The following is a 25,511-nucleotide window of genomic DNA, read 5'->3' on the forward strand; positions in this document are numbered from 1 at the left end:
CCTTCTCATTCTGGCTTTGGACGGAAACGTTGCAGGATTGGAAACTGGTCGAGAGAAGGCGTGAATCGCTTGATATACGGTCGCAAATCTGGAAATTCACGCTCAAGCATTAGCCGCGTCACGGCAGGCAACACGAATAGCGTCAATATCGTTGCGGTGATCAAACCGCCGATAACTACGATTGCCAGCGGCTTCTGCACTTCTGCACCAGTGCCAGTCGCAATGGCCATCGGAACGAAACCCAAGGACGGCACGATGGCTGTCATCAGAACTGACCTGTAGCGTTCAACTGCACCTGAGTAGATGGCCTCGACAAGTTCCACGCCAGATTCAAGACGCCCCTGGATCGCGGTCATCATTACAAGTCCATTGAGCACCGCCACGCCGGCCAAAACAATGAAGCCGACAGCGACCGAGATAGAGAAGGGCAACCCCGTTACAGCTAGCGAGAATATACCGCCGGCAATTCCGAGAGGGACCGTCACGAAAACTGCCACAGCCATTCGGAAATTACCCAGCGCCATCACCAGCAGACCGAAAATCAATAGCGCGACAATGGGAACAACAAGATTGATTCTAGCTTGAGCGGCCTGAAGGTTTTCGAATTGCCCGCCCCATTCGAGGAATACCCCGGATGGCAGAGTAACATCGCGCCCGATCTTTGCTTTCGCTTCGGTCACGAGCGAACCCACATCGCGGCCCCGGACATTGAGCTGCACAACAACGCGCCGCTGTCCGTTTTCCCGGCTTATCTGATTGAGGCCTTCGGTTTCTTGCAGTGTAGCTAGCGATCTCAGGGGAACTGACGACGTTTTGCCGAAACCATTGTCTGGCAAAATAACCGGGAGCGCTCCGATAGCATCGATATCATTTCGCACTTCGCCAGGTAGTCGCACTACAATATCAAACCGGCGGTCGCCTTGAAAAACGAGCCCGCTTTCCGCGCCGCCCAATGCAGCGCTGACGGTTGCGGCGACTTCATCAACGGTGAGACCATGGGCTGCAATTGCCGAATTATCGAACTGCACGTCCAATGTCGGAAAACCCTCGGTCTGCTCGACCCGGACATCAGCGGAACCTTCGATGCCCGAAAATACAGCTGCAAGCTGGTTGGCCGTAGCAGTGAGCTGTTCCAGATCGTCGCCAAAAACCTTGACGGCTACGTCACCCCGCACGCCTGCAATCAACTCATTGAAACGCATTTCGATGGGTTGGCTGAACTCGTAATTCTGGCCGATGAGATTGGCTAGTTTCGTTTCCATCTGTTCCACCAGCTCTGTTTTTGAAAGCGATGGGTCGGGCCATTCATCTTTCGGACGCAAAATGATAAATGCATCGGAAATATTGACTGGCATGGGATCGCTCGCCACTTCCGCTGTTCCGGTCTTTGAATACATGAAACGGACTTGTGGAAATTTGGAAATCTCCCGCTCGATCTGTTTTTGCATTGAAACAGATTGATCAAGCGAGGTGGACGGTATTCGTATCGATTGAAGGGACAAATCCTGTTCGTCCAGCTGCGGCATGAATTCGCTGCCGAGAAAGCCGAATATGCCGATCGAAAGGCCAAATACGGCGAGACCTGCCAAAGTAGCCCGGCCCGGCCATTTCAAAGCCTTTCGCAGTGCCGGTTCGTATTTGCTTTTGCTCCAGCTCACCATCCGAACCTCTTTTTCAGAAACACGGCCGCTTATCAGCAGAGCCAATAATGCCGGGACCAAGGTCAGTGAGAGAATAAACGCCGATATGAGCGCAAGCATTACGGTGATGGCCATCGGCGAGAAGGTCTTTCCTTCAACACCCTGGAAGGTGAGCAATGGCACGAAAACCAGCAAAATGATCGCCTGGCCAAATAGCGAAGGCCTGATCATTTCTCTTGTTGATGCGATCACTTCTTCCAGTCGTTCGCCTAGAGTTAAAAGACGTCCTTCTTCATGTTGCCGGCCTGCCATCCGGCGCAGAAAATTTTCCACGATGATAACGCTGCCATCAACAATCAAGCCAAAATCCAGAGCGCCCAGACTCATGAGATTTCCCGAAACGCCAAATCGATTCATACCGATGGCCATCATCACGAATGAAATGGGAATGACGAGCGCGGTAATCAGAGCTGCCCTAAAATTACCAAGTAGGAGAAATAGCGCGACGATTACCAGCAAAGCCCCTTCGGTCAGGTTTTTTTCGACCGTGCTGATAGTCGCATTGACCAGTTTTGAACGGTCAAGAACGACTTCCAGCTTGATGTTAGGCGGCATAGTCTTGACGATTTCCGCAAGCCGATCACCGGTTGCAGCTGCAACCGCACGGCTGTTTTCGCCAAGCAGCATCAATGCGGTTCCGACAACAACCTCTTCACCGTTCTCGGTTGCCGCGCCAGTTCGCAAATCTCCGCCATTGCTTACGGATGCAACGTCACGGACGCGAACAGGAATACCTTCGCGTCTCGCGATTATAGAGTTTTCAATTTCTTCCAGCGATTTGAGCCGTGCGTCTGCCCGCACCAGAAATGCCTCTCCGCCGCGTTCCACAAAGTTTGCGCCAACAGAAAGATTGACCCTTCCCAGTGCTTCGGAAAGATCGTCAAATCCGATACCGTAGGAAGAAAGACGCGCTGCCGAAGGTGTGACAACAAATTGCTTGGCATAACCGCCAATTGAGTCGACGCCAGCGATGCCCTGAACGTTACGCAATTGTGGTCCGATTACCCAGTCCTGGAGCGTGCGCAGATACGCCGCCTTCGAGACTTCATCGTTCAAGCGTTCACCTTCAGGGGTCAGATAAGAGCCATCAGATTGCCAGCCAGGACCGCCCGAAGTCTTTCCTTTTTGGAACGGCTCATAGCTGACCGTCCACATCAAAACCTCGCCAAGACCCGTCGATACCGGTCCCATTGCCGGCTCGGCCGTGGCTGGCAGGCTGTTGCGAACAGTGGTCAGTCTTTCGGCCACCTGCTGACGAGCAAAATAGACGTCTGCGCTATCGTCGAATATTGCAGTAACCTGCGAAAAACCGTTGCGGGAGATGGAACGGGTCGTCTGCAGTCCCGGAATACCCGCCAGCGATGTTTCAACCGGATAAGTCACCAGGCGTTCAATATCGAGTGGCGACAGGGTGGGATCGACAGTGTTGATCTGGACCTGATTATTGGTGATGTCGGGGACAGCATCAATTGGCAGATTTACCAGATTATAGATTCCGAATGCCGCGACCGCAGCAAGAAACAATACGGTAAGATACCGGTTGCGGACGGACATTTCGACGAGACGTGCAATCATAGCCGTTGCTCCAATTGGAATATTTTAATCAATGTTCTGCTTCGCCGCGGCCAAGTTCAGATTTCAGGAGAAAGGCATTTTTACCGGCGATTTGTTCACCGGCCTTGAGACCGTCGACAATCTCGATTCTACCGCCGCTCTTTGCTCCGGTCGTAACGGGCCGTGCACGGAAACCAGATTTGGTCTTAACAAACACCACGTTGCGTCCTTCGACGGATTGGACAGCCTCTGCCGGAACAATCAATGCTGTAGACTGATTGCTTGTCGTCTGCTGAAGGATCCGCACTCGCACATATTCTCCGGGGACGAGGGTCGCGCCTGAAGCAGGGGCAAGCACGACAATCGCCGCTCTGTTTTCCGGATCGGCAGCCGGTGTGACTGCCAATACCCGAGCGGATATTTCACCCTCGGGCGTCTCAACCGTGGCCGCTGCCCCCGTGCTGATTTGCCGGGCGTCTTCTGCGGGCACTGCCGCTTCAATTTGAATCAGGTTCGGATTAGCGATTCGGAACAGTTCATCCTGTGCGGTCACATAGGAGCCCAGAATCGCCGGACTTGATGTTATCCGGCCGCCAATCGGTGAGCGCACAGCGATGAAGCGTCCGCTGACACCCGCTGCAGCCGCCGCTTGGCTCGCCCGCCTTGCTTCTGCTGAGGCCTGCTGATTTTCTGCTCTCGCCGTTTCAAGATCTGCCCGAGCGGTGATTTTTTCATCGTAAAGGCGCTGCTCCCGGTTCAACTGCGACCGTGTCAGCGCGGCCCGGGAAGCTGCCGATGTCACCTCAGAGCTGATTGCAGCAGCCTCACGGCTTTCTATGGTAGCGACAGTCTCACCGCGCCGAACCGCATCTCCCAATCGCTTTCTGATGCTGGTGACCCTGCCTTCAGCGCCAGCACTCAATATTGCTTGCCCTTGAGGAGACGGTGTGACGCTGCCTTGGGCAATAATCTCGGCATCAAGCGAACTTGGAGCCACATCGAAAATCCCGATCTCGGAGGCACGCAGTTGTTCTTTTGTCATTTCGACAACGCCTTCTTCTTCGGAATGATTTTCCTCCGCAGTGTCGGCAGCGCCTTGGTTTTCACCGTCGGTTGAGCCATAAAAAATTACTGCCAGCACAAGCGCAAACGCGATGGCCAGGCCAGTCATTATGATCCATTTCTTGTTGTTCATTTTATAGATCCTTGTTCAAATTTTGTGACCGACCGTGGGTCAAATGCTTGTTGTTCGGAGAAGAGCTTTCACCTAAAATACTGGATTCAGTAGAACTGCAGTCAGAGACCGCTACTGCGATGGATGTCACCATGAATAAACCAGTGAGAGCTACGAGCAGGACTAGGATTCCAGCTACTATTATCGCGCGATCTGTTTTTAGTATTTTCATCTATTTGGCTGCCAATCGCAGCAGCGTTATCACTGCTTCCGCTCGTGCGACTTTTGCTTCCAGCAGACTGAGTTCGGCAGTGTCTCTTGCCGCCGCTGCGTCCAAGACATCCAGCAGCGTAAACTTCCCGTATTGATATCCCAGTTGGGCCAGTCTTGAAGCTTCCTCAGCCTGAGGCAGCGTCTGGCTTTCCAGAGTTTCCACCCGGCTTTGTGTTGCTTCCAATTGATTGCTGGCAATATTATATTCCCGGTTGATCTCTACCAAACGCAGCGCGCGACGTGCCTCGGCTCCGCGAACGCTCGCTTCTGCAGCTTGAATGCTGCCCTGGTTGCGATTTCGAAACGGTATGGCAATCGAAGCACCTACGAGAAATGCAGTATCCCCGCTTTCTTCAAAACGTCTGGCACCGCCGCTTAACGTTAGATCCGGAACAGCATTTGCGCGTTCTCGCTCGACAATGGCACTGGCCGCGTCCCGGTTCGCTTCCACGGCTTTGATCTGCAAGGATTGGGACAGATCGGCCTCAAATTCCACGTCACCACCACTTAGCCAGACTGGCTCAACTTCCTGAGGCGGTGTTTGCGAGCCCCAAAGGGATGCAAGCAATAATCTGGCGGAATATTCCTCTGCTCTTGTGGCTTCCAGCGCTGCTTCCGCTTCGCCAAGCGCAGCGTCGGCGCGCAAAGCTCGAAGCGGCGGGTCACGGCCAGTTTCAACGAGGATTCTGGCAATCCTTGCCAGTTCCCGGTTGCGACCGACGACGCGCGTTGCAAAGTCAAGGCGGCTCTGAGCGGCAACTGCTTCTGTATATGCGAGCCGCACGGAACTGGCCAATTCGGCTTGAGAGATCGCAGCTTCTATTTCTGCCAAGCTTGTCAGCGCTCGCGCCGCACGTGTTCTTGCACCGCGTTTGCCGCCAAGCTCCAATTGTTGCCCAACAGAAACTGTATATTCCGTTGAACGCAGGCCTTTGAAAACGCCGCTTCCGGCGACGTTTTCAACCTCTACCGAGACCTCGGGATTTGGGCCGAGGCTGGCTTGTTTTTGGTTCCCGCGCGCTACAGCAATTTCTGCTTGGGAAATTTGCACGGCCGGTGATTCAGCTCCAGCGCGCACTAGGGCCTCATTTAAACTAAGACTCTGACTTTCCGCCAGAGCGGTAGTGGCAGGGCTCGCAGCAAGTAGTATTGCCGCACAAAGGCGCAGGCGCGCCATTTTCTTCAACATTTTTGAGAAATCCTCGCTTAACCAATTGAAATAACGCCATAAGTATGGCGCAAGTCACAATTAGTTCAGGCGCGAGGTGGTCGTTTTAAACGGGATGAATGCGCAGACAGCGCAAATTGATCGGCATTGCTGCTGTAGCTGGAACTTAGTAGATCCAATGATCCGTTAATGGCTACCAACCGGGCTGCGGTAACGCTGCCATTATGACAATGACCATGCGGACAAATTCCATGTTTACCAGCGTCATTATCCGAAGGGGCTTCATCCGAGTGCCCAGCGTCGGAAACCAACATCTGTTCAGCGCTCTGTGGTTCGCTCGCGCACTCAGCTGCTTCGGCAACCGTCATACTCGACATAATCAGAACGAGCAAAACCGCCATCAGGCGAAAGAGCCCTGACGTTTTTCTGTTTATGCCGCTGCGTTCATTCATGGTTCCGCTCAATACATTATCTCGTTAGTTCTTCAAGTGCCTTTGAACAATAACCTCAATATTTCATGAAGTTAGATATGTAATATCATTAAATTTGTGCCATTTTCAAAAGAATCTAGGGATTTTATTTTTATAAGCTCGAAACTCGTCACCATACATTTGGTCCAGCCACGGTTCTTCGAGAATGGGCGCGAACAAGTAGAGCACCGCCCAAAATCCCAACAGTATTGAGACCAAAATTGAATTGGCGATGAGCGCCCAACCCAATAGTCCCACCCAGGCCGTTACATAAACTGGATTGCGGCTTTTGGAAAAACACCCATCTTTCATCAGGCCGCGTTTTTCTCCAAATGCATTGCGCCATCCCATCTGCATGGTAATGCGGACGGCAAATCCAAAACCCAAGCAGAATAATACTGCACCTACCGCAATTGCAGGATAGCGCGTCGCAATATTGCTGATGTCAAATTCCAGCAACGACAGAAGGATCAACGGATATACAAAGCATCTGAAAAGAATCAGGAAGCTTTTATGCTGCCAACTTTCCTTGGAGGGTGGTGGCCAGAACTGAAAATTGTCGGTTCGGGCCGCAATCAGGGAGAGAAACATAATGATGCAAACCGAACCGAGGGATAGTGCAAAAAGGATTTTGGGTAAGGCGTCCACATTCATTTTAAATTCCGATCCGAGGGGCTAAATGGCCGCAAAACTGGGGACAGGCGGCGCCAGCGCTTGCTCAATCCCCATCTACTCCTCCTCTTCGCGAGATATAGATAGGGCCAAAGCTAGGTCTTCGGGATAGGGCATTGATTTGAACGCGCTTACGTCGGCGCGGCCTGTATTGCCCAATGGGAGGTTCCGTGTGAGATTTCCGAACGGAGCAAGCGCCAGGCGAATGATTTGTCCGCGAATTTCAGGACCATCGCGGGTTTCAAATGCATAACCCAGCATAGCGACATGTGAGCGAATGTGTGGCCAAAAAAAACCTTGGGCAAGGATGTGTTCGCGTTCTAGTGCGATCCACGAAGCCTTTCGATCGCGAGCAAGCCGGGATGTGCGGAAAGCTTGCCTTTCACGTGCGGCAAGTTCGAGAATGTTCTTTTTCGACATCAACCTTCTCCTGCGAGCAATTCGCGGCTTTTTTCAAACTTTTGTTCATCTCGCGCGTGCAAGATAATTTGAATTCCTCCGGTGATGGCTAAACCGGCCATTATTCCTGCAACTCCCAGATCGGGCCAAGCACTGCCGGTTCCCGCGACACCAACGGCAGCCGCAAGGACCGCAACATTGCTGATCGCATCGTTACGTGAACATATCCAGACAGACCGCATGTTCGCGTCGCCCGTCCGGTAACGAAAAAGCATCAGGGCAACGCCGACATTTACAAGCAACGCCAGCGTCCCAACGATGCCCATTGTTTCAGCAACCGGCGTCGTGCCGTTGAAAAGCGCCCATATGGCAGACCCCAGCACCCATAGGCCAAAAAGCAGAATTGTTACGCCTTTGAACAATGCAGCGCGTGATCGCCACGCAAGCGCCATTCCGGCCACACCAAGGCTGATCGCATAGTTGGCCGCATCACCAAAAAAGTCGAGCGCATCGGCCTGAAGCGCGCGTGAGTCCGCCTGAACGCCAGCGCCCATTTCTACGAAAAACATCGCAGCATTGAGGATGAGTGCGATCCAAAGTATACGCCGCCAGCGCTTATCATTCAGCGCATCTCCGGTTCCACAGGCATCGGCGCAGCAATTATCGGACATGGGTTTTCCTAGACAAATTTTGATTCGCCGATATTTATGCACCCTGTAGTAACTATAGGGTCAAGCGATGAAAATTGGAGCACTGGCAAAGGCGACAAAGACAAAGGTTGAAACCGTCCGCTACTATGAAAAAATCGGCCTGTTACCGCCCCCAGCACGAACGACTTCAAACTACCGGGATTATGGAAGCGACCATCTCGCCAGGCTTTCCTTCATCCGCCGTGCCCGAAATCTCGGCTTTACCCTGAAGGCACTACGCGAATTGCTGGAATTATCGGACAATCAAGATCAATCCTGTGAAGCAGTTGATGATATTGCGACCAGGCACCTTGCCGAGATTGATCAGAAAATTGACGACCTGACTACGCTGCGGTCTGAGCTGGATCGCTTGATTGGTGCTTGTCAGCATGGAACAGTAGGTGAATGCAAAATTATTGAGACGTTGGCACCAAGAATTTAGAGACGACAGATAAGGGCTAGCGCGTTGCGAGTTCCGTCAACAAATTTCGGTATCCAACAAATATCTTCGCAACCGCTTTCGGCCCTGTCGGAACCACACGTGAGGGACCAAAGCTGGGGCGCATTTCAGCCCGACGGCAATTGGACCGTCAACGGATCGACCGCAAGTAGCCTACAGCATTGACAAAACTGACGTTTCTTCACGCGTTTTAACAATTCCTGCGTCCGCCCTGTTAGCTGAGGTTAGCGGAACGCTGATTTCAATCGTTCCTACACGTAATCAATCCCAACTGGGACGCGGCGCGCCAGCATTGCGAGCTGGATACGTTGTTGACGGCTATTTCTCTGGTCGCTTGGCGGCGAATTCAGGGCGATCCGTGTTTTCGCATTCCAGAAGCCACCTTTGCGCTGATCGAAGGATATTTGCGGCAGCGGCCAGATGCGATCGCTACACCGATTCTGAAAGGAGAGCAGGTAAGTCTTATAGAGAAAGTCTGTGAGTTGGCAGCAGAGGCGGCATAAAGAGTTGCGCTTTCCGGCAGTTCCAACTTACTTCCGTGTAGAGTTGCGTGATAGGTTGGGATTGCCTAAAAGCCGCGTTCTCACCTGTGGCAAGGTAATCTTCTGGTCAGCGAAATCGCCAATCTTCGAAAATGCCTGCAATCCGATTTTAGGTCGGCTTCGCGCCCTATTTCCGGCATAGTATCTCGATTTATTCGGCCCGAATAGCTGACGCTCTTAATGGCTGTTCCGGACGAGAAGAAAAAAACAATGGCGAATATAAAATTCGGCTATACTTTTGGAGAGCAATTGAGCTGTCAAATTTAGTGAGAGTGGCTACTCACCGAGGCCTCTTTCGTGATATTTTTTCGCCGTTTAAACAGATAATATTTCTCAAGAGCAAAAAAACCGACGATCCCGGCAAATGAGATTGCTATGATCATTGGATCGCTTTCTAGCTTCATGGTTAGAAATGCCCCAAGAACAATCAAATCCAGTATGATTGCGCTGAGCAATATCCAACCTTTTGCTTCGACATCGTCTTTAAGATGACGATATACGCCCCAGTGGATTATCATGTCCATTACCAGATAAAATATGGCTCCCAACGAAGCTATCCGGCTCAAATCAAAGAACGCAGCTAACAGGCCTGCCGAGATAACTGTGAATACCAGCATGTGCTTTTGAATGTCGCCAGGCATCCCAAAATGACGGTGAGGAATGAGATTCATATCCGTAAGCATCGCGAGCATGCGCGATACGGCAAAAGCACTGGCAAGAAGCCCAGATGCGGTTGCGATGATTGCGACAGCAACTGTGAACCACACACCGTATTCACCAAAACTAGGACGCGCGGCCTCTGCCAAGGCGTAATCTTTGGCAGAGGTAATTTCGCTTATGCTAAGCGTTGAGCCCACAGCGAGCGCTACAGTCATATAGACTATCAGGCATATCCCCAGAGAGATCATGATGGCGCGCCCGACATTCCTCTCAGGCTCAACAACCTCACTGCCGCTATTCGTGATCGTGGTAAATCCCTTGAATGCCAAAATCGTCAGCGCAATCCCGGCAATAAAGCCGGTCGGCGAAGCGGCTTCGCTCGGCGCCGTTTGCGAAAACTCAAATGTGAAACCCGACGCCCAAAGAATCGTGAGGGAGAAAATCAGTATCCCGCCAATTTTCAAGATCGCTGTGATTGAGGAAATTGCGCCGATAATTTTGTTACCGGCGATATTAGCGATAAATGCAAACACGATCAGGCCGATCGCTAGTATCGGAACCAGCACGGATTCACGGCCTATATCGAACAGTTGAAGCGTGTAGGTTCCAAAAGTCCTGGCAACCAGGCTTTCGTTGATGATCATCGAGAAGGCCATCATTAAGGCAGCTGCGCCGGTAATCGTTGATGGCCCATATGATTTCTTGAGGATCATAGCGATGCCACCAGCCGACGGATATTTATTTGACATTTTGATATAGGTATAAGCGCTAAACCCGCTGATTACGGCCCCGATGAGAAACGCAAGGGGGAAAAGCGGCCCCGACAATTCGGCAATCTGACCCGTTAACGCGAATATGCCCGCACCGATCATGACGCCAGTTCCCATCGCTACGGTTCCCGCAAGCGTAAGACTGTTCTTACTATATGAGCTGCTTTGCATCTGTTTTACCTTTGGCATGTCGAAAATTTAGGGTTGAGGCTGACGCCTTGCAAACCAGAGGGATATCAGTGGGATTACTATCCACATCAGGATGGGAACGAGGCCTATATTTGTGCCGGGGGCCAAGGGCATGAGGTCACTGTATCTCCAACCCCAACCCCAATGAGTGGGAACGCTGGTAGCGATTTCTTCGATGATTACGGTAATTCCGATGCCGGTCAGCAGATAGATACCGATTTTCCCATAAGTTGGGCGATGCATCCAATGTCGGTCTCGTTTCAACACCGAGACCATCGTGTAAGCCAATACCAGTATTGCGGCATCTCCAAATGTGGCCCGGGTGCAACCTAGCGTGTTTTCCCAGGAGCTCGCTGACCCAACATCGAAAAATGGCATTTGCAGCATTTCCCAGATAAATGCCGTGAAAAACCCAAATGTAGCTATATGAACCTCAGGCTCTTTGTCGAACGTCATAAAGCGACAAACTTGGCTTTGAAAAGTGAAATAGAGCCCGTAGCCGTCGGGAAGGTCAGCGTTTTCTCCGTTATATATCCCGGCGCGACGAATATTTTTTCGAGTATGCCCTCTGCATTGTGTTTCGTGTCTTCGACACCATCAAGTTGCTGCACTGTCATTCGAAACGCCGCGCGCATGACTAGAGATTTCTGCATTGCATAATCTGCAATGTGCAGCTCGCCACCCGGTTTAAGCAAGCTGCGCATGATTTCGGCTATTTCGTTCTTTTTTTCGAGCGACACCTGATGAAACATCAGACTGGATGTAATTTTTGTCGGTTTCCAACCGATAGGCAGTGCCTCGTTCGATAGAAACCCAGGAATGAGGCTAATATTTGGACTGTGTATTTTCTTCGATGCTCGTTCGAGTGCTTCGATATCTGGATCAAGCCCAATGTAATCTGCTCCGGGACACTGCTCCGCCAAAACGGCCAGCAAGCTTCCGGTCCCACATCCCACATCCAATATCCTATCACCGGGAACAGGATTGATCTGCTTTGCCAATGCCGACCGCCAAGCGCTTTCTCGCGTCAGATGCCGGATGGCGAGATCATAGAAGGGTGTCAGGAATTTATAACCCAATGGCGGCGTGTAGGTTTCTTTTGCCATCAACGATTACAACGACTGACGGCGCAAGCGCAACGCGTTTCCGATGACGGAAACCGAAGATAGACTCATCGCTGCTGCTGCAATCATTGGGCTGAGCAAGACGCCAAACCAAGGATAGAGAATGCCCGCTGCAACCGGCACACCAAGTCCGTTATAGATGAACGCAAAGAACAGGTTTTGCCGGATATTGCCCATCGTGAGCAGGCTGAGATGACGCGCTTTGGCAATGCCGCCCAAGTCACCTTTGACGAGCGTGATACCGGCGCTCTCCATCGCCACATCAGTGCCAGTGCCCATAGCAATCCCCACATCGGCCTTGGCTAGCGCGGGAGCGTCATTGATGCCGTCTCCTGCCATTGCTACCATTTTACCCGCAGCTTGAAGTTCGCTGATAACCCTGTGTTTGTCTTCGGGTGACACATTGGCGTGGATTTCATCGATCCCTATCATTTTGCCAACGGCTTGCGCGGTGGCTTTAGCATCTCCGGTCAACATGACCACTCGGATACTGGCTTTGTGCAGCGCTTTGATCGCCTCCGCCGTGGTCAGCTTGATCGGATCGGCGACACCGATGAGACCAGCAGGCTTGCCGTCGACGGCCACAAACATAACGGTTTGCCCTTGTGATCGGCCGTCCTGCGCCTTGGCAATCAGGTCCGCGCTCGTGGCACCGAGCCGGTCCATCATTTTTTCATTGCCGATGGCAACGCGCTTACCGCGTGCGCTGGCTTCAACCCCTTCGCCCGTCACCGACTGAAAGTCGGTTGCCGCATCAAACGAAAGCCCCTTTTCCTTGGCGCCGGTTACAATTGCGGCTGCTAGCGGATGTTCACTCGCCATTTCGATTGCGGCAACAAGCGCAAGCATTTCGTCGCTGTCAAAACCCTTTTCCGGTTCGACCGAAACCAGCTTGGGCTTACCCTCGGTGAGCGTGCCGGTCTTGTCGACCACGATGGTGTCAATCTTTTCCAGAGTTTCGAGCGCCTCGGCATTCTTTATCAAGATACCGTTTTGCGCGCCTTTGCCAGTGCCGACCATGATCGACATCGGAGTAGCCAGGCCAAGCGCACAAGGACACGCGATTATGAGGACTGCGACCGCATTGACTAAACCATAAGCCAGCGCCGGTTCCGGACCCCATATCGACCAGACAATAAACGTGGCAATGGCGATTAGAACCACAGCAGGCACGAACAGGCCAGCGACCGTATCAGCCAGTTTCTGGATAGGAGCACGGCTACGCTGTGCTTCGGCGACCATCTGGACGATCTTGGCCAGAAGAGTATCCTTACCAACGCGTTCGGCGGTCATGATAAAGCTGCCAGTCTGGTTCACCGTGCCGCCGGTGACAACATCACCTTCGGTTTTAGCAACCGGTATTGGTTCACCCGTAATCATTGATTGATCAATCGTGCTGGACCCGTTGGCGATGGTGCCATCGACGGGAACTTTATCGCCTGGACGGACGCGCAAGCTGTCGCCGCTCTGCACCAGGTCGAGAGATATTTCCTCTTCCGAGCCATCCGCGCTAACGCGCAGCGCGATTGGAGGTGCCAGTTCAAGCAACGCGCGCAGCGCACTTGATGTCTGTCCGCGCGCTTTCAGTTCCAGCACCTGGCCCAGTAATACCAGGGTCGTGATGACGGCCGCTGCTTCGAAATAGACAGCCACGCCGCCATCGTGACCACGAAAGGCAGCGGGAAAAATGCTTGGAAACAGCGTTGCAACAAGACTGAATCCATAAGCCACCGCCACGCCGAGGCCAATTAGCGTGAACATATTGAGGTTCATGGTTTTGAGCGAGTTCACGCCGCGCACAAAGAACGGCCAAGCGCCCCACAGAACGACCGGTGAAGCCAGCAAGAGCTGCAACCATTGTGATACTCCTGGCGCAAATAGTCCTTCAAACGGTTTACCCGGAATAAGGTCGCCCATCGCGTAAATAAACAGCGGGACAGAAAACAACGCACTGACCCAGAAGCGCTTGCGCATATCCAGATATTCGGGATCGGGGCCGGTATCGAGACTAAAGGTCTCGGGTTCAAGTGCCATCCCACAGATCGGACAAGAACCCGGACCTTCTTGCCGAATTGCTGGATGCATCGGGCAGGTGTAGATCGTGCCCGTTGGAACATTTTCTGCAACTTCGCGGTGCTTTCCGGTGAGGTAATGCGCGGGGTCGGCGACAAATTTGGTTTTGCATCCAGCTGAACAGAAATGATAATCCCGAGCCGCATGATGCGTATGATGCTCGCTCTTGCTCGGATCAACATCCATGCCGCATACGGGGTCTTTTGCTGTCCCTGCGGCAGCCTCTTTGTCTTTGCAGCAGCCCAATTTGGCGGTCTCGCTATCATTCTCAGACATGATCAGCACCTGCAACCTTGTGGCTTATCCATGCGCGCAGCGGGACAACCAACAATGCAATATACCACCCGTAAAGAAAGCTACCGACTGCGCCTGCAAGAAAACCTTGTAAAGTCAGCCACTCAAATCCGGGCAGCAACGGGGCCCAAGACTCATGCATATGCATTGATTGTGGCGCTAAAAGGCCAAATCCAATGCAGATGAGGTAGCTGAAAAGCAAAAACAGGCTCAGAGTCCAGCCCCATATGAGGATTTGTTTGCGGTTTGAAACATGAGTCATTTCTAGCTCCTCTAATCGTTAGCGAAATATACTATAGGGGGGTATAGTAGTAAGGCAAGAAATTGTCAAGGTTGATGGCGCCGCCGCTTTCGATTGATCACGCTCCAAAATTTGGCATAAGGGCATCATGACAGACAAATTCACCAAAGAAATCGTGCGCATGCGAAAGATCGAAGGTCAAGCGCGCGGAATAGCTAAAATGATGGAAGATGATCGCTATTGTATCGATATCCTCCAGCAATTTTCCGCGATGGAAGCCGCCCTTCGCTCAACCAAAATGAAAATTCTGGAAATCCACACCAATCATTGCGTCGAGGAAGCTTTGATCTCGGGCAGCAAAGCTGACCAGAAAGAGAAAGTTGCGGAATTGGTGAAGCTGTTCGGCAAGATGGGGAGATAGTCTGACCCAAAGAATTGTAAAGCGGAGCTCCGAGCCAGACTATTCTCTTATTTTGGCGCATCTTTTTTGGGCTTCTTCATGCTATGATCCATCTTCGAATGGTCCATCTTCGAGTGATCCATCATCTGGCAGGACATTTTGCCATCTGCACCCTTCATCATCATGCCCGGCATTTTCATACCGTCTTTCATCATTTCGCATTTCTGCATCGCAGGCGCGTCGGCTTTCGGTGCCGTATGGTCATGAGCCAATACCGCCCCGCCAGACGTCAGAGCCATGGCTCCCAAAATTAGTTTAAGCTTTTTCATGATATTTCCTTTCTTGGTTTAAATCTCAATTGTAACTAGCGAAAACGCGTTGGCCGCTGTCGCCAAACGCTATGACTTGATAAGGCTGGGTTTGGTTTTGATATTCCATTCCAGGCGAGCCGACCGGCATTCCAGCGACGGCAAGGCCCTTCACTCCAGTAGGTTTCTCCCGCAGTAATTTGGCAATAGCATCGGCGGGCACATGCCCTTCGATAACATATCCCTCTACAATCATGGTATGACAGGATCGCAACGTTTCCGGCACTCCGTTTGCGTCTTTGACAGCGCTCATATTTCCGCTGTTCCGTGTTTCCACATCCTGTTTCATATTCGTTTCAATATGCTCGGCCCATTTTTCGCAGCAGCCGCAACCCGGGTCGCGGAACATCACAAGGGGAGCAGCTTGAGCGGCGCTGGTGCAAGCAGCGAGCAAGCCGAGCAGCGCCGATGCCAAAAGCGGCTTTGTCTTCAGTTTGCGGATGTGATTGAACATCTTTCTTCCCTTCGGGTATTAACGAGCCATCTGCTCGATTTGGAACTTGGCGTGTTTAGAAATTCATATGATTTATGCCGCCATGCATAAATGTGCCGCCGAGAAAAGCTTGAATCAGCACGCCGATCGTCAATATACCCAGCAAGACGGCGAACAGTCGTTCTTTGTTGCGATTGTGGTGAAAACGGCTCAGCCCGGCCCACGCCAACAACACCGACCCGATTGCGACGGTCATTCCTAGATAGCGATGCGCGGTGAGAATGAGGTTGCGGTCGTAAAGATAGAAACCACCAGCAAACCAACCAAAAAACGCTGCGGCTACTGCACCCAGGGCACCAATGACGAGCATTATCCGCGCTGCCGAACGCCAGTCAGGCTTTCCGCGGGCGACACCAAACGCTTCGGCTGCAAACGCGGCAACAATCATGGCAATTGGAAAGTGGATGACAACCGTATGAAGTTTGCCCAGCCAGATAAACAGGCGCTCACCAAAGCCCTTATTGCTATTATCTGCCGCTTCGCTGTGATCCATCATGCCTTCATGGCCGTCACCCATACCTTCTATGTGGGCGCCTCCTGGCACCATGGGGGCTGGTCCGGCGGGTATCTTCGGCATCGTGCCATTATCCATCATATCCTGCATATCGGCGTTCCGCGCAGCTTCACCGGCTGCGTTAGCTTTTTCATGATGGTCTGCGCCAATTCCTGGACCAGCGCCCATCTCGGTCGGATCGCCGTGCGCAAGAGCAGGAACGCTGAGCGAACTGACGCCAAGTGCAATGCAAATGATAAATGTGCGAAACTTTATAATCGGCATCTCAGCCCTTCCTGTCAAAAATTTGAAGTCGCGCATTGCCGTTTCCTTGATGGCGGCTAATCAATAATACGCAGCCATAATGGCTGCCCCTCAAAAATAATTTCGAGGGCAAAGCTGTCCTGGATGCGTATAAAGAACTGAAACGACGAATTGGGACAATATCAATGCCGCTATCTGATAAAAAACTTGATGCGATGCTTGCAAGCTTGCGGGCCGATCAATCAACCGACGCGCTGGGAAGCGATGATGGTTTCCACAATGATGTCTGGCTCCGTGTAGGCGAAATGAATACCAGCCGCCTTTCGCGCCAGAAAAGTCTACTGGCGGCGCTGATGTTTGTGACCGCGCTGGGTGCTGGGTTTGGCTCGGCCGAGCAGCCTGCGATGGCGATGAACCAAACCAACCCTTTGATTGGTGGTGCGGATTACTCGCCTGCCACCCTGCTTCACGTTTCACAGTGACGGTGATGAGCATATGAAATTCGGACCATTCCAAATTATCCTTCTCGTCCTGCTCGCGCTCGGTGCAGGCTGGATCGGTTCCCTCGGTGCCAAGCATTGGAGTCAAAGCAACGACCAAAATGCTGGGGTCCACAGTTTCGTTCACGAAGAGCTTGATCTTGATAAGGCACAAGAGAAGCAGCTTGCAGCGCTGGAAAGTGATTTCGCGATCAGGCGGCAGGCGCTGGATCTCGCAATCCGGTCGGCCAATGCCGATCTTGCCGCTGCAATCGAAGAAGAACATCAATATGGCCCCAAGGTTTCCAAGGCGATTGAAGCGGTGCATGTCCAAATGGGGTTGTTACAAAAAGTCACTGTCGAACATCTATTCCAGATGCGCGCTTTGTTGAATCCCGCTCAGCAAAGTGCGTTTGACGAGCAGGTATCAAATTCACTGACCGCTGGATCTTGAGTGAGAAAAACGCAGTCCGACGCGCAAGTTCCGGAAAATGCGCTCATCGCAGAGGCTGCAAAAGGTAGCAAAGCTGCATTCAACCGCGTGATGAACGAGCAAGCGCCCCGGCTGCAAAATATCGCGCTCAGAATGATGGGCAACAGTTCTGATGCCGAAGATGCGGTTCAAGAGGCACTGGCAGCGGCCTGGTTCAAGCTCGCCAGTTTTGATCTGTCGCGGCCCATTTCTCCTTGGCTCACTCGTATCACGGTCAACAAATGCCGCGATCTTTTGCGTAAACGCCGGATCAGGCAGTTTTTTGAACTTCACAGCGATAATGAAGCTAGCATGATGGTCGCTGACGATGCACCCGACCCATGTGCAGAATTGCAGGCGCATCAGGCGCTTGAAGTCATGCAAAAAGAGATTACTCGCTTGCCAGCGGCATTGCGTGAGCCATTCGTGTTGGTCACTTTTGGCGAGAATAGCCAAGCCGAAGCAGCGCATATTCTCGGAATATCAGAGAAAGCCGTCGAAACGCGGATTTACCGTGCCCGCAATCGCCTGCGAGAAATTGCCGACAAACTTGAGGGGTGAAGGAGCTTTCGCCGTATTGAGAGGTATATCGGTTTAATAATCAGGATCACATATGCTTTCTCTTCCCCGTCGCCGCTTCCTTTCATCTGCTCTGCTTGCTGGCGGCGCGGTCGGATTTTCCTCTGCCATGCCTGCATGGGCACGCGGAGCAATGGCAGGTTCGGTGCGTAAAGGAATTGACGAAGTCTCCGGTTCAAGCATTGATCTCGCCATCGGACGCGGTCGATTTGCAACGGGCGGACGCAGCGGTCATGCAATCGCGGTGAACGGCACCGTGCCTGGGCCGCTGGTAAGGCTACGCGAGGGACAGGATGTCCGACTGAACGTTACCAACAACCTCGATGAGGATAGCTCAATTCACTGGCACGGCATATTGCTTCCTTTCCAGTTTGATGGTGTTCCAGGCGTTTCCTTTCCCGGTATCAAGCCCGGCGAGACCTTCACAGCGCCCTTCAAGGTGCGCCAGAGTGGGACCTATTGGTGGCACAGCCATTCAGGATTGCAGGAACAGGCGGGGCATTATGGCCCAATCATTGTCGATCCTGCGGGTAAAGACCCGATAGCATTTGACCGCGAATATATCGTCCTTCTTAGCGAATTCACACCGATGCACCCACACGTCATCATGAAGAAGCTGAAACAACAGGGCGGCGGCTATTTCAATTATCAGCAGGGAACCGCAACCGATGACTATCCGCTGTCCGGCAAAGAACGCCGGATGTGGAGCAAGATGCGGATGATGGCGACCGACATTCTTGACGTTACCGCTTCCACTTACACTTATCTCATCAATGGACATGGTCCCGCCGATAATCTGGAACTGCTGTATAATCTCGGCGAACGGGTGCGCCTGCGGATTATCAACGGCAGCGCGATGACTTTCTTTAACCTGCGGATTCCAGGCCTGCCGATGACAGTCGTTCAGGCTGATGGGCAGAATGTAGTGCCGGTGGAAACAGATGAATTGCAGATCGGCGTTGCCGAAACCTATGATGTTGTTGTGCGGCCCACTGCGGACAAGGCCTTCACCTTCGTTGCAGAATCTATGGACCGCTCGGGGATGGGCATTGCTACGCTGGTTCCCCGCGCCGGAATGCGCGCCGAAGTTCCCGCACTGCGAGATCCGCCAGTCCTGACCATGGCCGATATGGGTATGGGCGGAATGGATCATGGCGCGTCGGGCGGCGGGATGGACCCAAATATGGATCACAGCACGACGAGCGCGGAAGACATGGCCACGATGGATATGCCGGGCAAGGACATTGCAGGCATGGACATGAGCGGCATGAAGATGCGCGATACCTCAATGCTGCCGCCCGATGTCAAGGTCGGTCCAGGGCTCGATATGGTATCGATGGGCGCGCCTGACCGTATGGGGTATCCCGGGCTTGGTCTGGATAATGTCGAACACCGGGTTCTCAATTACCAGCAGCTAGCGGCACTGACGCCCGGCAACGAAAAACGCACAACATCGCGCAAGATGGAAATTCATCTGACGGGCAACATGGAGCGCTATATGTGGTCGTTTGACGGTAAGAAATTTTCTGCTGTCTCCGACGATCCAATCCGCTTTGCCTATAATGAGCGCGTTCGTGTCAAATTGGTCAACGACACGATGATGGCGCACCCAATCCACTTGCATGGCCATTTTTTCGAATTAGTCAACGGACAAGACAATCAACCATTGAAACATACCGTGATCGTGCAGCCGGGAAGCAGCGCAACCTTTGACCTCACCGCTGACGAGGTAGGAGACTGGGCATTTCACTGCCATTTACTCTATCATATGCATTCCGGAATGTTCCAGATCGTTTCCGTGGCATCGCCGTCAGGAGCACAGTCATGAAGCGGATGATGGTTCTTCTGTTGCTGGGATTTAGCCAGCCAGCCTTTGCGCAGAACATGGATCCAAACATGAAAATGCCGATGCCCGCGAAACCTGGGGCAAAGCCAAAGCCGCAAGCCAAGCCAGCACCGATTTCTGCAAAAAAGACCGCGCCACCAATAAAAAAACTACCCGTAAAGGCACCTCCAAAACCTACGGCTCCAACTTCCATGCAAATGGGTCCAGTATCGATCAAGGATGTCCCCCAAGCGAATATTGGCGAGACTGTGGACCATTCCGGCATGGACCATGGCAATATGGTTACGCCTAGCGACCAAATGGAAGCAATGGATCATAGCGGCATGGACGGAATGTCTATGGAAGATAGGACATCTCCTTCTGGCGAGATGGATCACAGTTCAATGGACCAAGGCTCCATGGACCATAATGCCATGGATATGTCGGGCGGCGATATGGAGGGCATGGATATGGCAATGCCGATGGCCGACGAACCGCCACCACCCGAAGCCGGGAGCGGGCCGGCCCGCGCCGCCGAAGCAATTTGGGGCGTCGATATAATGCGGGCTTCTAGGGAGCAACTGGCGAAAGAAAACGGCGAATTAAAAACGCTGTGGATCATGGCGGACCGTGCAGAATATCGCGTTCGCGATGGTAAGAACGGCTATTTGTGGGACGGTCAGGGTTATTATGGCGGCGATATCGACAAATTCTGGTTCAAAACCGAAGGCGAAGGAAATTTCGGCGAAAAGATCGAAAGTGCAGAGGTGCAAGCGTTATACAGTCGCGCGATTGCTCCATTTTTCGATTTTCAAGCGGGTATTCGTCAGGATTTTGCGCCGCGCGACCGAACCTATGCAGTTATTGGTATACAGGGTCTTGCGCCTTACCTGTTCGAAATCGATGCGGCAGCATTTTTGTCTGACCGGGGTGATTTGACCGCGCGCATCGAGGCAGAGTATGAACAGCGGATCACACAGCGTCTGATTTTGCAACCACGCGCAGAACTCAATCTTGCAGCACAGGATGTTCCCGAACTCGGTATCGGTGCCGGGCTCGACACTGCCGAAATGGGAATACGGTTACGATATGAATTTGCCCGCGAGTTTGCGCCCTATATCGGCGTCGAACAGGAATGGAAAGTTGGACAAAGCGCCAGATACGCGCGGGCGGCGGGAGAAGATCCCAGCGTCACCAATTATGTTATCGGGATTAGATTCTGGTTCTAATATTTATGGGGGGAAAGAGTATGAAATATATTGGTTTAGCGCTAATTTTGGCGCTTTCTACAGTTTCTTATCAAGCTGTGGCACACGATAAAGTTGCAGAGGCTGCATCTATCATGGAGACACCTGAAAATACTCTCGCAGCCTACAGGAGCGCTTTAGAAAGTCTCGATGATACAAATATGCCGCGCCTCTTCACTCAAGATGCGCTGGTGTTTGAAAATGGAAAAGCGGAGGGCAGCTTCGGGAATTATCTTGCCCATCATCTCAGTCCTGAACTCAAAGAGTTTGAGAGCTTTACATTCAGCAATGAGACTATCGATATATCTTTCATAGGTGAAACGGCAATTGCCTCGGAAACCTATACATATACGATAGTGCTAAAGGATGGCCGGATCATCGAAAGGCAAGGCGTTGCCACCGCGGTTCTCGTGAAACGAGACGAAAGCTGGAAAATTGCTCAATATCACTCATCTTCCCGCACGCCTAAGAAATAGCATGGCAAGACAGCAATAAAACCAATGTCTTTTGGGGAGGAGATCGCGTGACACAAAAGACCCATATACGGGCGAGTAAAATTCATAAATGGCTCGCTCTCTTTATCGGTGCACAGTTGCTGCTCTGGTTTGCAAGCGGTGTTATTATGAGCGTTGTGCCAATCGAGACGGTCCGCGGCGAACATCTTGTTGCGCGAGAGCCTGAGAAACTCAAAAGCCTTGTTGGGCTAGTGACGCCTGAAAATTTGGATCGCGAAATATCGGAGAACGTGGTTTCCTTGCGATATCGCAGTGTTTTAGGCAGGCCTGTCGCTGAACTTGAAAATGGGCGAGGCGAGACATTTCTTTACGATGCCAAAACGGGCATCAAACGTAGCCAAATAACGTCAGAAGAAGCCCGTTCAATAACGTCTCGCGCTTGGATGACCGGTCGCCCCAATATTGCCGCCGTCGAAAAAGTGGTGACCGGCACCACGGAATACCGCGGTGCACTTCCTGCATGGAGAGTCGACACCGATGAAGACGTTTCGGTCTATATTCCGCTATCGACTGGTGAGATTGCAGCGGTGCGCAGCACCACTTGGCGCGTCTATGATTTCTTTTGGGGTCTGCATATCATGGACTGGAAAAATCATGAGAATTTCAACAGCTGGTGGCTCGTCATTTTTGCATTGGGCGGCCTGACCATGGCTCTTTCAGGATTGATTCTCCTCATTAAGCGATGGCCGTTTCGGCGAAAGCGCAAGGGCCGCAACCTTTACACTACTCATGCGTAATCGGACCGTAACACAAAATATCTGTGTCTGGTCAAAATAGGGAGAGGAAAACATGAACAAATACACACGTTTCATCGTCATGATACTGACTTCAATGTTGGCGATGTTCGGGCTGATGTATCTCAACACCTATGCAATCGACCATGTATATTTCAGTGAGACACGCACATGGATGGCAATCTACATGGGCGCTGCAATGGCGATTATCATGTTGTTATTCATGCTGGGAATGTATGACGACAAGCGCAAGAATGCGATGATATTGGGCGGCGCAGTTCTCATATTTGCCGGCTCCCTCTTTCTTGTCCGGTCGCAGGACACGGTTTCCGATCAGGCGTGGCAAAAGGCTATGATACCTCATCATAGCATTGCCATATTGACAAGCGAGCGCGCCAATATTGAAGACAAGCGAGTGCGCGAACTAGCCGATGAAATTATCAGGGCACAACGCAGAGAAATCAAAGAAATGGAATGGTTGATCAAAGATATTAATCAAAATGGCAAGGCAACGACAGATGCAGAAGCCGCGGCGCGCGCCGTTCCAAAATTTGAAGGTGAGCTAAATCCTAGCGGCAAACGCTAATGCTCTCATCACAACTCACGTCCGTATATCAGGCATCCATATTTGCAACTGGAGGCAGGTAAGAATTCGACAAAACTTAAATTATTTGAGAAAATGAGCCCAAATTTTCCAGTGATTTGAGCGTCCGTTATTATCCCGTCGGGCGCGCTGATTTTGCCTTATGAGCAGCGGAACCTGCTCGACAGCATACAGCATCTCGCTACGGTTCGCCGAGGCAGCATAATAAAGTTGAACGGGGCGGTCTGGAAACATTTTTCCAGACCGCCCCGTTCAAAACGAATGTTCAAACCTACTGCCGGTAAAAACGAACCACCCCGCGCAACGAGGCGCGCAGCGGCGCCCTTATTGTTTTCAAGCTCTCCATAAGCCCAGTCGCCAAAGGCATATTATACAGTTTTGGCAGGAAATATTATTTTGCTCGCGCTTTTCTAGGCTCACGAAGTTTTGCAGGAAGCAAAGAAACAGGGAAGGGGTCCAGATGCTTCGTTACTTCCGGTATCGTTGCCACGGCATTACGCAACAGTGCCATATGCGCCTTCGAGTAACGTCCTTCTGTTTCCCCTTTGAGAGCATGGCCAGCAAAATCTGCTCTGATTTCAGATGGGATTCCAGCACCCTTCATTGAATCTATCGCGGTGTGACGAAATGCGTGCATTGCTTGGCCGCCTTTAAGAAATGCTAGTTCCTTGGCTATCTTGGTCCAAATACGTTTATAATAGGCATCGCCCATCTGGCCCAAGCCGCTCTGCGCTACCAGCTCCGGAAATAAGGTCTTCTCTCCCGCTTCGCGTAGCGCCGTGACATAATCAATCAAGCCCAATCGCTTCAATTCCTTCGCGACCGGCACTTTGCGCGCCGAACTAATGGTTTTCACTCGGCGGACGTCATTGATGCGAACATTGAAAATCCAAAAACCATCTTCCAGTTCGACATCATTGACGTTCAAGCCGCAAATTTCATCTCGGCGCATTCCGGAATACCACGCGATCAGGGGCACGAAATACCACGCATCGTGAACGAGCAGATCGCCTGGCTCTATACGCCGCGCATGTGATTTGGCGCCGGTCCATGGGGGAAGGTTGAAAATCTCCCTGCCTTGCTCCGCCGTATAGGGAGATTGAAGTTCACGTGGGTTACGAGTGTCGTTCATAATGAATGCTCCATAGTCAAGTGGTGCCAAGGGGCGGTGTTTGTTAAACCAGCCGGTGAGCTGGCGCAGGAAGCCCCAATGCCGGTTGGTCGTAACAAGGCTCAACCCAAGGTCTTTTCGAGAAAGGTGATCGGCCGGCTTAATAATTTCATCTGCAACTCGGCCTTTTCGCTTTGCTTCTTTCTTCATCGCTTCTTCCCCAGCAACCACTTTGGCTTGGGTTTCGTCGATGATTTGCCAGATCGTCATATCGCGATGCTTGGGGGATTTACGAAAGGAGGGGCCGTGCAGCTTTTCAAAACATTGGTCGAGCTTTACGAGATCGTCATGCGTGACGGTCGCCAGCGCTCGCCCGTCCATGACCTGCTCGAGAAGCATTGCAGGAAGTTCGAACTGGTTGCGCGTTTTCAGGGTCCAAGGTTCGCCTTTCTTTCGTGAATTGCCGTCCTTGCCGCCTGTGCGCGGATTATGTTCAAAAAATTTGAGCGCCGCTTCGCTTGGTGTCATCGTGGCCCACTCGTCAGCTACAGGCTGGTGAGTAGTCACGGTAGGTGCCCAATTTTGAGGCATTACCGGTTCAAAACCCGCTACTTCCACCGGAGCATAGGCCGCGCTCGGATCGGCGAGAACGCGGCGGAATTCCCGGACTGCCTCGATGCGCGCCTGATTGACCACCTTGCGCGCCATGGCTTCACGCAAGACAGATTGCTCCACGCCGATTTCGGCCAGTCTTGCTACGGCTGCCTCCTCAGCGCCATCCTGCTGAATTGAATCGGCAAGGTCCGACCAAGCCATAATGACAATGGGTTCATCGTCGTCGTCGGGATCTATCCGGGCGATCAGGAAATCATCGATTTTGCCTTTTACGACGCCGTCATTTGCTGCTGATTCGCTCGCGCCCAGACGCAGCGAAAGCGCTTTGTCTATATCGTCGTGATCTTCTGGGGCAATAATGTGGAGGTTTGCGTGCATGACTTCGAGTCGATCGCGCTCGATCAACATTTGGCGGCGATAGATTTCAGCGCGCTGAACGCCGGTCAGTCCGTCGCTCCCAATATTCGTCATCATGTTCATCGCGACCCTCTCGCAAATCAAAGTCAGCGCTGGAGCGAGTAACGCTGCGTGCCTTCGGTTCGTAGTCTTGAGTGACATCCGTAACCGAAAAGGCTTATCAAGCCCTAAACGTATGAGGCGGCGATAATAATAGGTGCCGTGCTTGCGAGTGACGTTTTGTATTCCGCACATGGGTGGTGGTATCCTTCCGTGGCACCCTGCCGTGGCAAACCACGACGGGGCAAGAGAAAGAAACCAAATATTTCAGGAGCTTATGCCATTGTTGGCTGGGGCTCCTGCCACCCCAACCAATTCCGACAATTGCCGCGTTTACGAAGCCCGCAATGTTATCGGGGGCTGTCGCAATCTCTCTGGAAACGTTTATTCCATAGACTGACATG

26 protein-coding genes are annotated in these 25,511 nt (G+C 52.1%); 11 read left to right on the plus strand and 15 right to left on the minus strand.

Features of this window, described 5'->3' with window-relative positions:
- Positions 1-5: 5 nt before the first annotated feature.
- From SPHFLASMR4Y_RS14465 to SPHFLASMR4Y_RS14490, 7 genes are all read right to left on the minus strand, one after another.
- Positions 6-3,275: an efflux RND transporter permease subunit gene (locus tag SPHFLASMR4Y_RS14465; RefSeq protein WP_089134175.1), complete on the minus strand. Its 3,270-nt coding sequence runs from the start codon at positions 3,273-3,275 to the stop codon at positions 6-8.
- A 28-nt stretch (positions 3,276-3,303) separates the two neighbouring features.
- Entirely contained in the window at positions 3,304-4,449 is a 1,146-nt protein-coding gene (locus SPHFLASMR4Y_RS14470) for an efflux RND transporter periplasmic adaptor subunit (protein ID WP_089134176.1), read from the minus strand.
- 211 nt (positions 4,450-4,660) lie between these two features.
- The gene (locus SPHFLASMR4Y_RS14475) at positions 4,661-5,890 is read right to left on the minus strand and encodes a TolC family protein (protein WP_089134177.1); all 1,230 of its coding nucleotides are present in this window, start codon (positions 5,888-5,890) and stop codon (positions 4,661-4,663) included.
- Positions 5,891-5,955: 65 nt separating this feature from the next.
- Positions 5,956-6,321, minus strand: coding sequence for a hypothetical protein (locus tag SPHFLASMR4Y_RS16940; protein WP_145955551.1), 366 nt, complete (start codon positions 6,319-6,321; stop codon positions 5,956-5,958).
- Positions 6,322-6,426: 105 nt separating this feature from the next.
- Positions 6,427-6,993 carry a methyltransferase family protein gene (locus tag SPHFLASMR4Y_RS14480; protein ID WP_089134178.1) on the minus strand — a complete coding sequence of 189 codons (567 nt, stop codon included), beginning with the start codon at positions 6,991-6,993 and terminating at the stop codon, positions 6,427-6,429.
- A 75-nt stretch (positions 6,994-7,068) separates the two neighbouring features.
- Positions 7,069-7,431, minus strand: a complete 363-nt coding sequence (locus SPHFLASMR4Y_RS14485) for a DUF3703 domain-containing protein (protein ID WP_089134179.1) — start codon at positions 7,429-7,431, stop codon at positions 7,069-7,071.
- Entirely contained in the window at positions 7,431-8,081 is a 651-nt protein-coding gene (locus SPHFLASMR4Y_RS14490) for a cation transporter (RefSeq protein ID WP_089134180.1), read from the minus strand. The genes SPHFLASMR4Y_RS14485 and SPHFLASMR4Y_RS14490 overlap by 1 nt, the downstream gene beginning before the upstream one ends.
- Positions 8,082-8,148: 67 nt before the next feature.
- On the opposite strand from SPHFLASMR4Y_RS14490, the gene SPHFLASMR4Y_RS14495 reads away from it, so the two are divergent.
- The gene (locus tag SPHFLASMR4Y_RS14495; RefSeq protein ID WP_089134181.1) at positions 8,149-8,541 is read left to right on the plus strand and encodes a MerR family transcriptional regulator; all 393 of its coding nucleotides are present in this window, start codon (positions 8,149-8,151) and stop codon (positions 8,539-8,541) included.
- A gap of 329 nt (positions 8,542-8,870) precedes the next feature.
- A complete protein-coding gene (locus SPHFLASMR4Y_RS16945) occupies positions 8,871-9,062 on the plus strand; it encodes a hypothetical protein (protein ID WP_145955552.1) in 192 nt (63 codons plus the stop codon).
- Positions 9,063-9,364: 302 nt separating this feature from the next.
- On the opposite strand, the gene SPHFLASMR4Y_RS14500 is transcribed toward SPHFLASMR4Y_RS16945, so the two are convergent.
- The 4 genes from SPHFLASMR4Y_RS14500 to SPHFLASMR4Y_RS14520 form a co-directional block, all read right to left on the minus strand.
- Entirely contained in the window at positions 9,365-10,720 is a 1,356-nt protein-coding gene (locus SPHFLASMR4Y_RS14500) for an APC family permease (RefSeq protein WP_409928900.1), read from the minus strand.
- Between the two features lie 452 nt (positions 10,721-11,172).
- The gene (locus SPHFLASMR4Y_RS14510; RefSeq protein ID WP_089134184.1) at positions 11,173-11,826 is read right to left on the minus strand and encodes a class I SAM-dependent methyltransferase; all 654 of its coding nucleotides are present in this window, start codon (positions 11,824-11,826) and stop codon (positions 11,173-11,175) included.
- Between the two features lie 6 nt (positions 11,827-11,832).
- Positions 11,833-14,193 (minus strand): heavy metal translocating P-type ATPase, encoded by a 2,361-nt coding sequence (locus SPHFLASMR4Y_RS14515; RefSeq protein WP_089134916.1) that lies wholly within the window; start codon positions 14,191-14,193, stop codon positions 11,833-11,835.
- Entirely contained in the window at positions 14,186-14,473 is a 288-nt protein-coding gene (locus SPHFLASMR4Y_RS14520) for a hypothetical protein (RefSeq protein WP_089134185.1), read from the minus strand. The genes SPHFLASMR4Y_RS14515 and SPHFLASMR4Y_RS14520 overlap by 8 nt, the downstream gene beginning before the upstream one ends.
- A gap of 127 nt (positions 14,474-14,600) precedes the next feature.
- Here SPHFLASMR4Y_RS14520 and SPHFLASMR4Y_RS14525 point away from each other — a divergent pair, with 127 nt between their 5' ends.
- Positions 14,601-14,873: a metal-sensitive transcriptional regulator gene (locus SPHFLASMR4Y_RS14525; RefSeq protein WP_089134186.1), complete on the plus strand. Its 273-nt coding sequence runs from the start codon at positions 14,601-14,603 to the stop codon at positions 14,871-14,873.
- A 47-nt stretch (positions 14,874-14,920) separates the two neighbouring features.
- Here SPHFLASMR4Y_RS14525 and SPHFLASMR4Y_RS14530 read toward each other — a convergent pair whose 3' ends face one another.
- The 3 genes from SPHFLASMR4Y_RS14530 to SPHFLASMR4Y_RS17390 are packed head-to-tail and all read right to left on the minus strand — an operon-like array spanning position 14,921 to position 16,527.
- Positions 14,921-15,181 (minus strand): hypothetical protein, encoded by a 261-nt coding sequence (locus tag SPHFLASMR4Y_RS14530; protein WP_145955553.1) that lies wholly within the window; start codon positions 15,179-15,181, stop codon positions 14,921-14,923.
- A 25-nt stretch (positions 15,182-15,206) separates the two neighbouring features.
- Entirely contained in the window at positions 15,207-15,674 is a 468-nt protein-coding gene (locus SPHFLASMR4Y_RS14535; RefSeq protein ID WP_089134188.1) for a DUF411 domain-containing protein, read from the minus strand.
- A gap of 55 nt (positions 15,675-15,729) precedes the next feature.
- On the minus strand, positions 15,730-16,527 hold the full coding sequence (locus tag SPHFLASMR4Y_RS17390; protein WP_260806987.1) for a DUF2231 domain-containing protein: 798 nt from the start codon (positions 16,525-16,527) through the stop codon (positions 15,730-15,732).
- 128 nt (positions 16,528-16,655) lie between these two features.
- Between SPHFLASMR4Y_RS17390 and SPHFLASMR4Y_RS14545 the strand changes: the two genes are divergently transcribed.
- From SPHFLASMR4Y_RS14545 to SPHFLASMR4Y_RS14580, 8 genes are read left to right on the plus strand one after another with little or no spacing between them, the layout of a single operon-like run.
- Positions 16,656-16,952 carry a hypothetical protein gene (locus tag SPHFLASMR4Y_RS14545; protein WP_089134189.1) on the plus strand — a complete coding sequence of 99 codons (297 nt, stop codon included), beginning with the start codon at positions 16,656-16,658 and terminating at the stop codon, positions 16,950-16,952.
- Between the two features lie 13 nt (positions 16,953-16,965).
- Positions 16,966-17,403: a periplasmic heavy metal sensor gene (locus tag SPHFLASMR4Y_RS14550; RefSeq protein ID WP_089134190.1), complete on the plus strand. Its 438-nt coding sequence runs from the start codon at positions 16,966-16,968 to the stop codon at positions 17,401-17,403.
- On the plus strand, positions 17,404-17,982 hold the full coding sequence (locus SPHFLASMR4Y_RS14555) for an RNA polymerase sigma factor (protein WP_260806988.1): 579 nt from the start codon (positions 17,404-17,406) through the stop codon (positions 17,980-17,982).
- Between the two features lie 52 nt (positions 17,983-18,034).
- A complete protein-coding gene (locus SPHFLASMR4Y_RS14560) occupies positions 18,035-19,828 on the plus strand; it encodes a copper resistance system multicopper oxidase (protein ID WP_089134191.1) in 1,794 nt (597 codons plus the stop codon).
- Positions 19,825-21,054, plus strand: coding sequence for a copper resistance protein B (locus SPHFLASMR4Y_RS14565; protein ID WP_089134192.1), 1,230 nt, complete (start codon positions 19,825-19,827; stop codon positions 21,052-21,054). The genes SPHFLASMR4Y_RS14560 and SPHFLASMR4Y_RS14565 overlap by 4 nt, the downstream gene beginning before the upstream one ends.
- A gap of 20 nt (positions 21,055-21,074) precedes the next feature.
- Positions 21,075-21,548 carry a nuclear transport factor 2 family protein gene (locus tag SPHFLASMR4Y_RS14570; protein WP_186265954.1) on the plus strand — a complete coding sequence of 158 codons (474 nt, stop codon included), beginning with the start codon at positions 21,075-21,077 and terminating at the stop codon, positions 21,546-21,548.
- 47 nt (positions 21,549-21,595) lie between these two features.
- On the plus strand, positions 21,596-22,324 hold the full coding sequence (locus SPHFLASMR4Y_RS14575; RefSeq protein WP_260806989.1) for a PepSY domain-containing protein: 729 nt from the start codon (positions 21,596-21,598) through the stop codon (positions 22,322-22,324).
- A 52-nt stretch (positions 22,325-22,376) separates the two neighbouring features.
- Positions 22,377-22,907, plus strand: coding sequence for a DUF305 domain-containing protein (locus SPHFLASMR4Y_RS14580; protein ID WP_089134194.1), 531 nt, complete (start codon positions 22,377-22,379; stop codon positions 22,905-22,907).
- Between the two features lie 409 nt (positions 22,908-23,316).
- On the opposite strand, the gene SPHFLASMR4Y_RS14585 is transcribed toward SPHFLASMR4Y_RS14580, so the two are convergent.
- Positions 23,317-25,131 carry a site-specific integrase gene (locus SPHFLASMR4Y_RS14585; RefSeq protein WP_260806990.1) on the minus strand — a complete coding sequence of 605 codons (1,815 nt, stop codon included), beginning with the start codon at positions 25,129-25,131 and terminating at the stop codon, positions 23,317-23,319.
- Positions 25,132-25,511 lie beyond the last annotated feature (380 nt).

Source organism: Sphingorhabdus sp. SMR4y (genome assembly GCF_002218195.1).
Classification (GTDB): Bacteria; Pseudomonadota; Alphaproteobacteria; order Sphingomonadales; family Sphingomonadaceae; genus Parasphingorhabdus.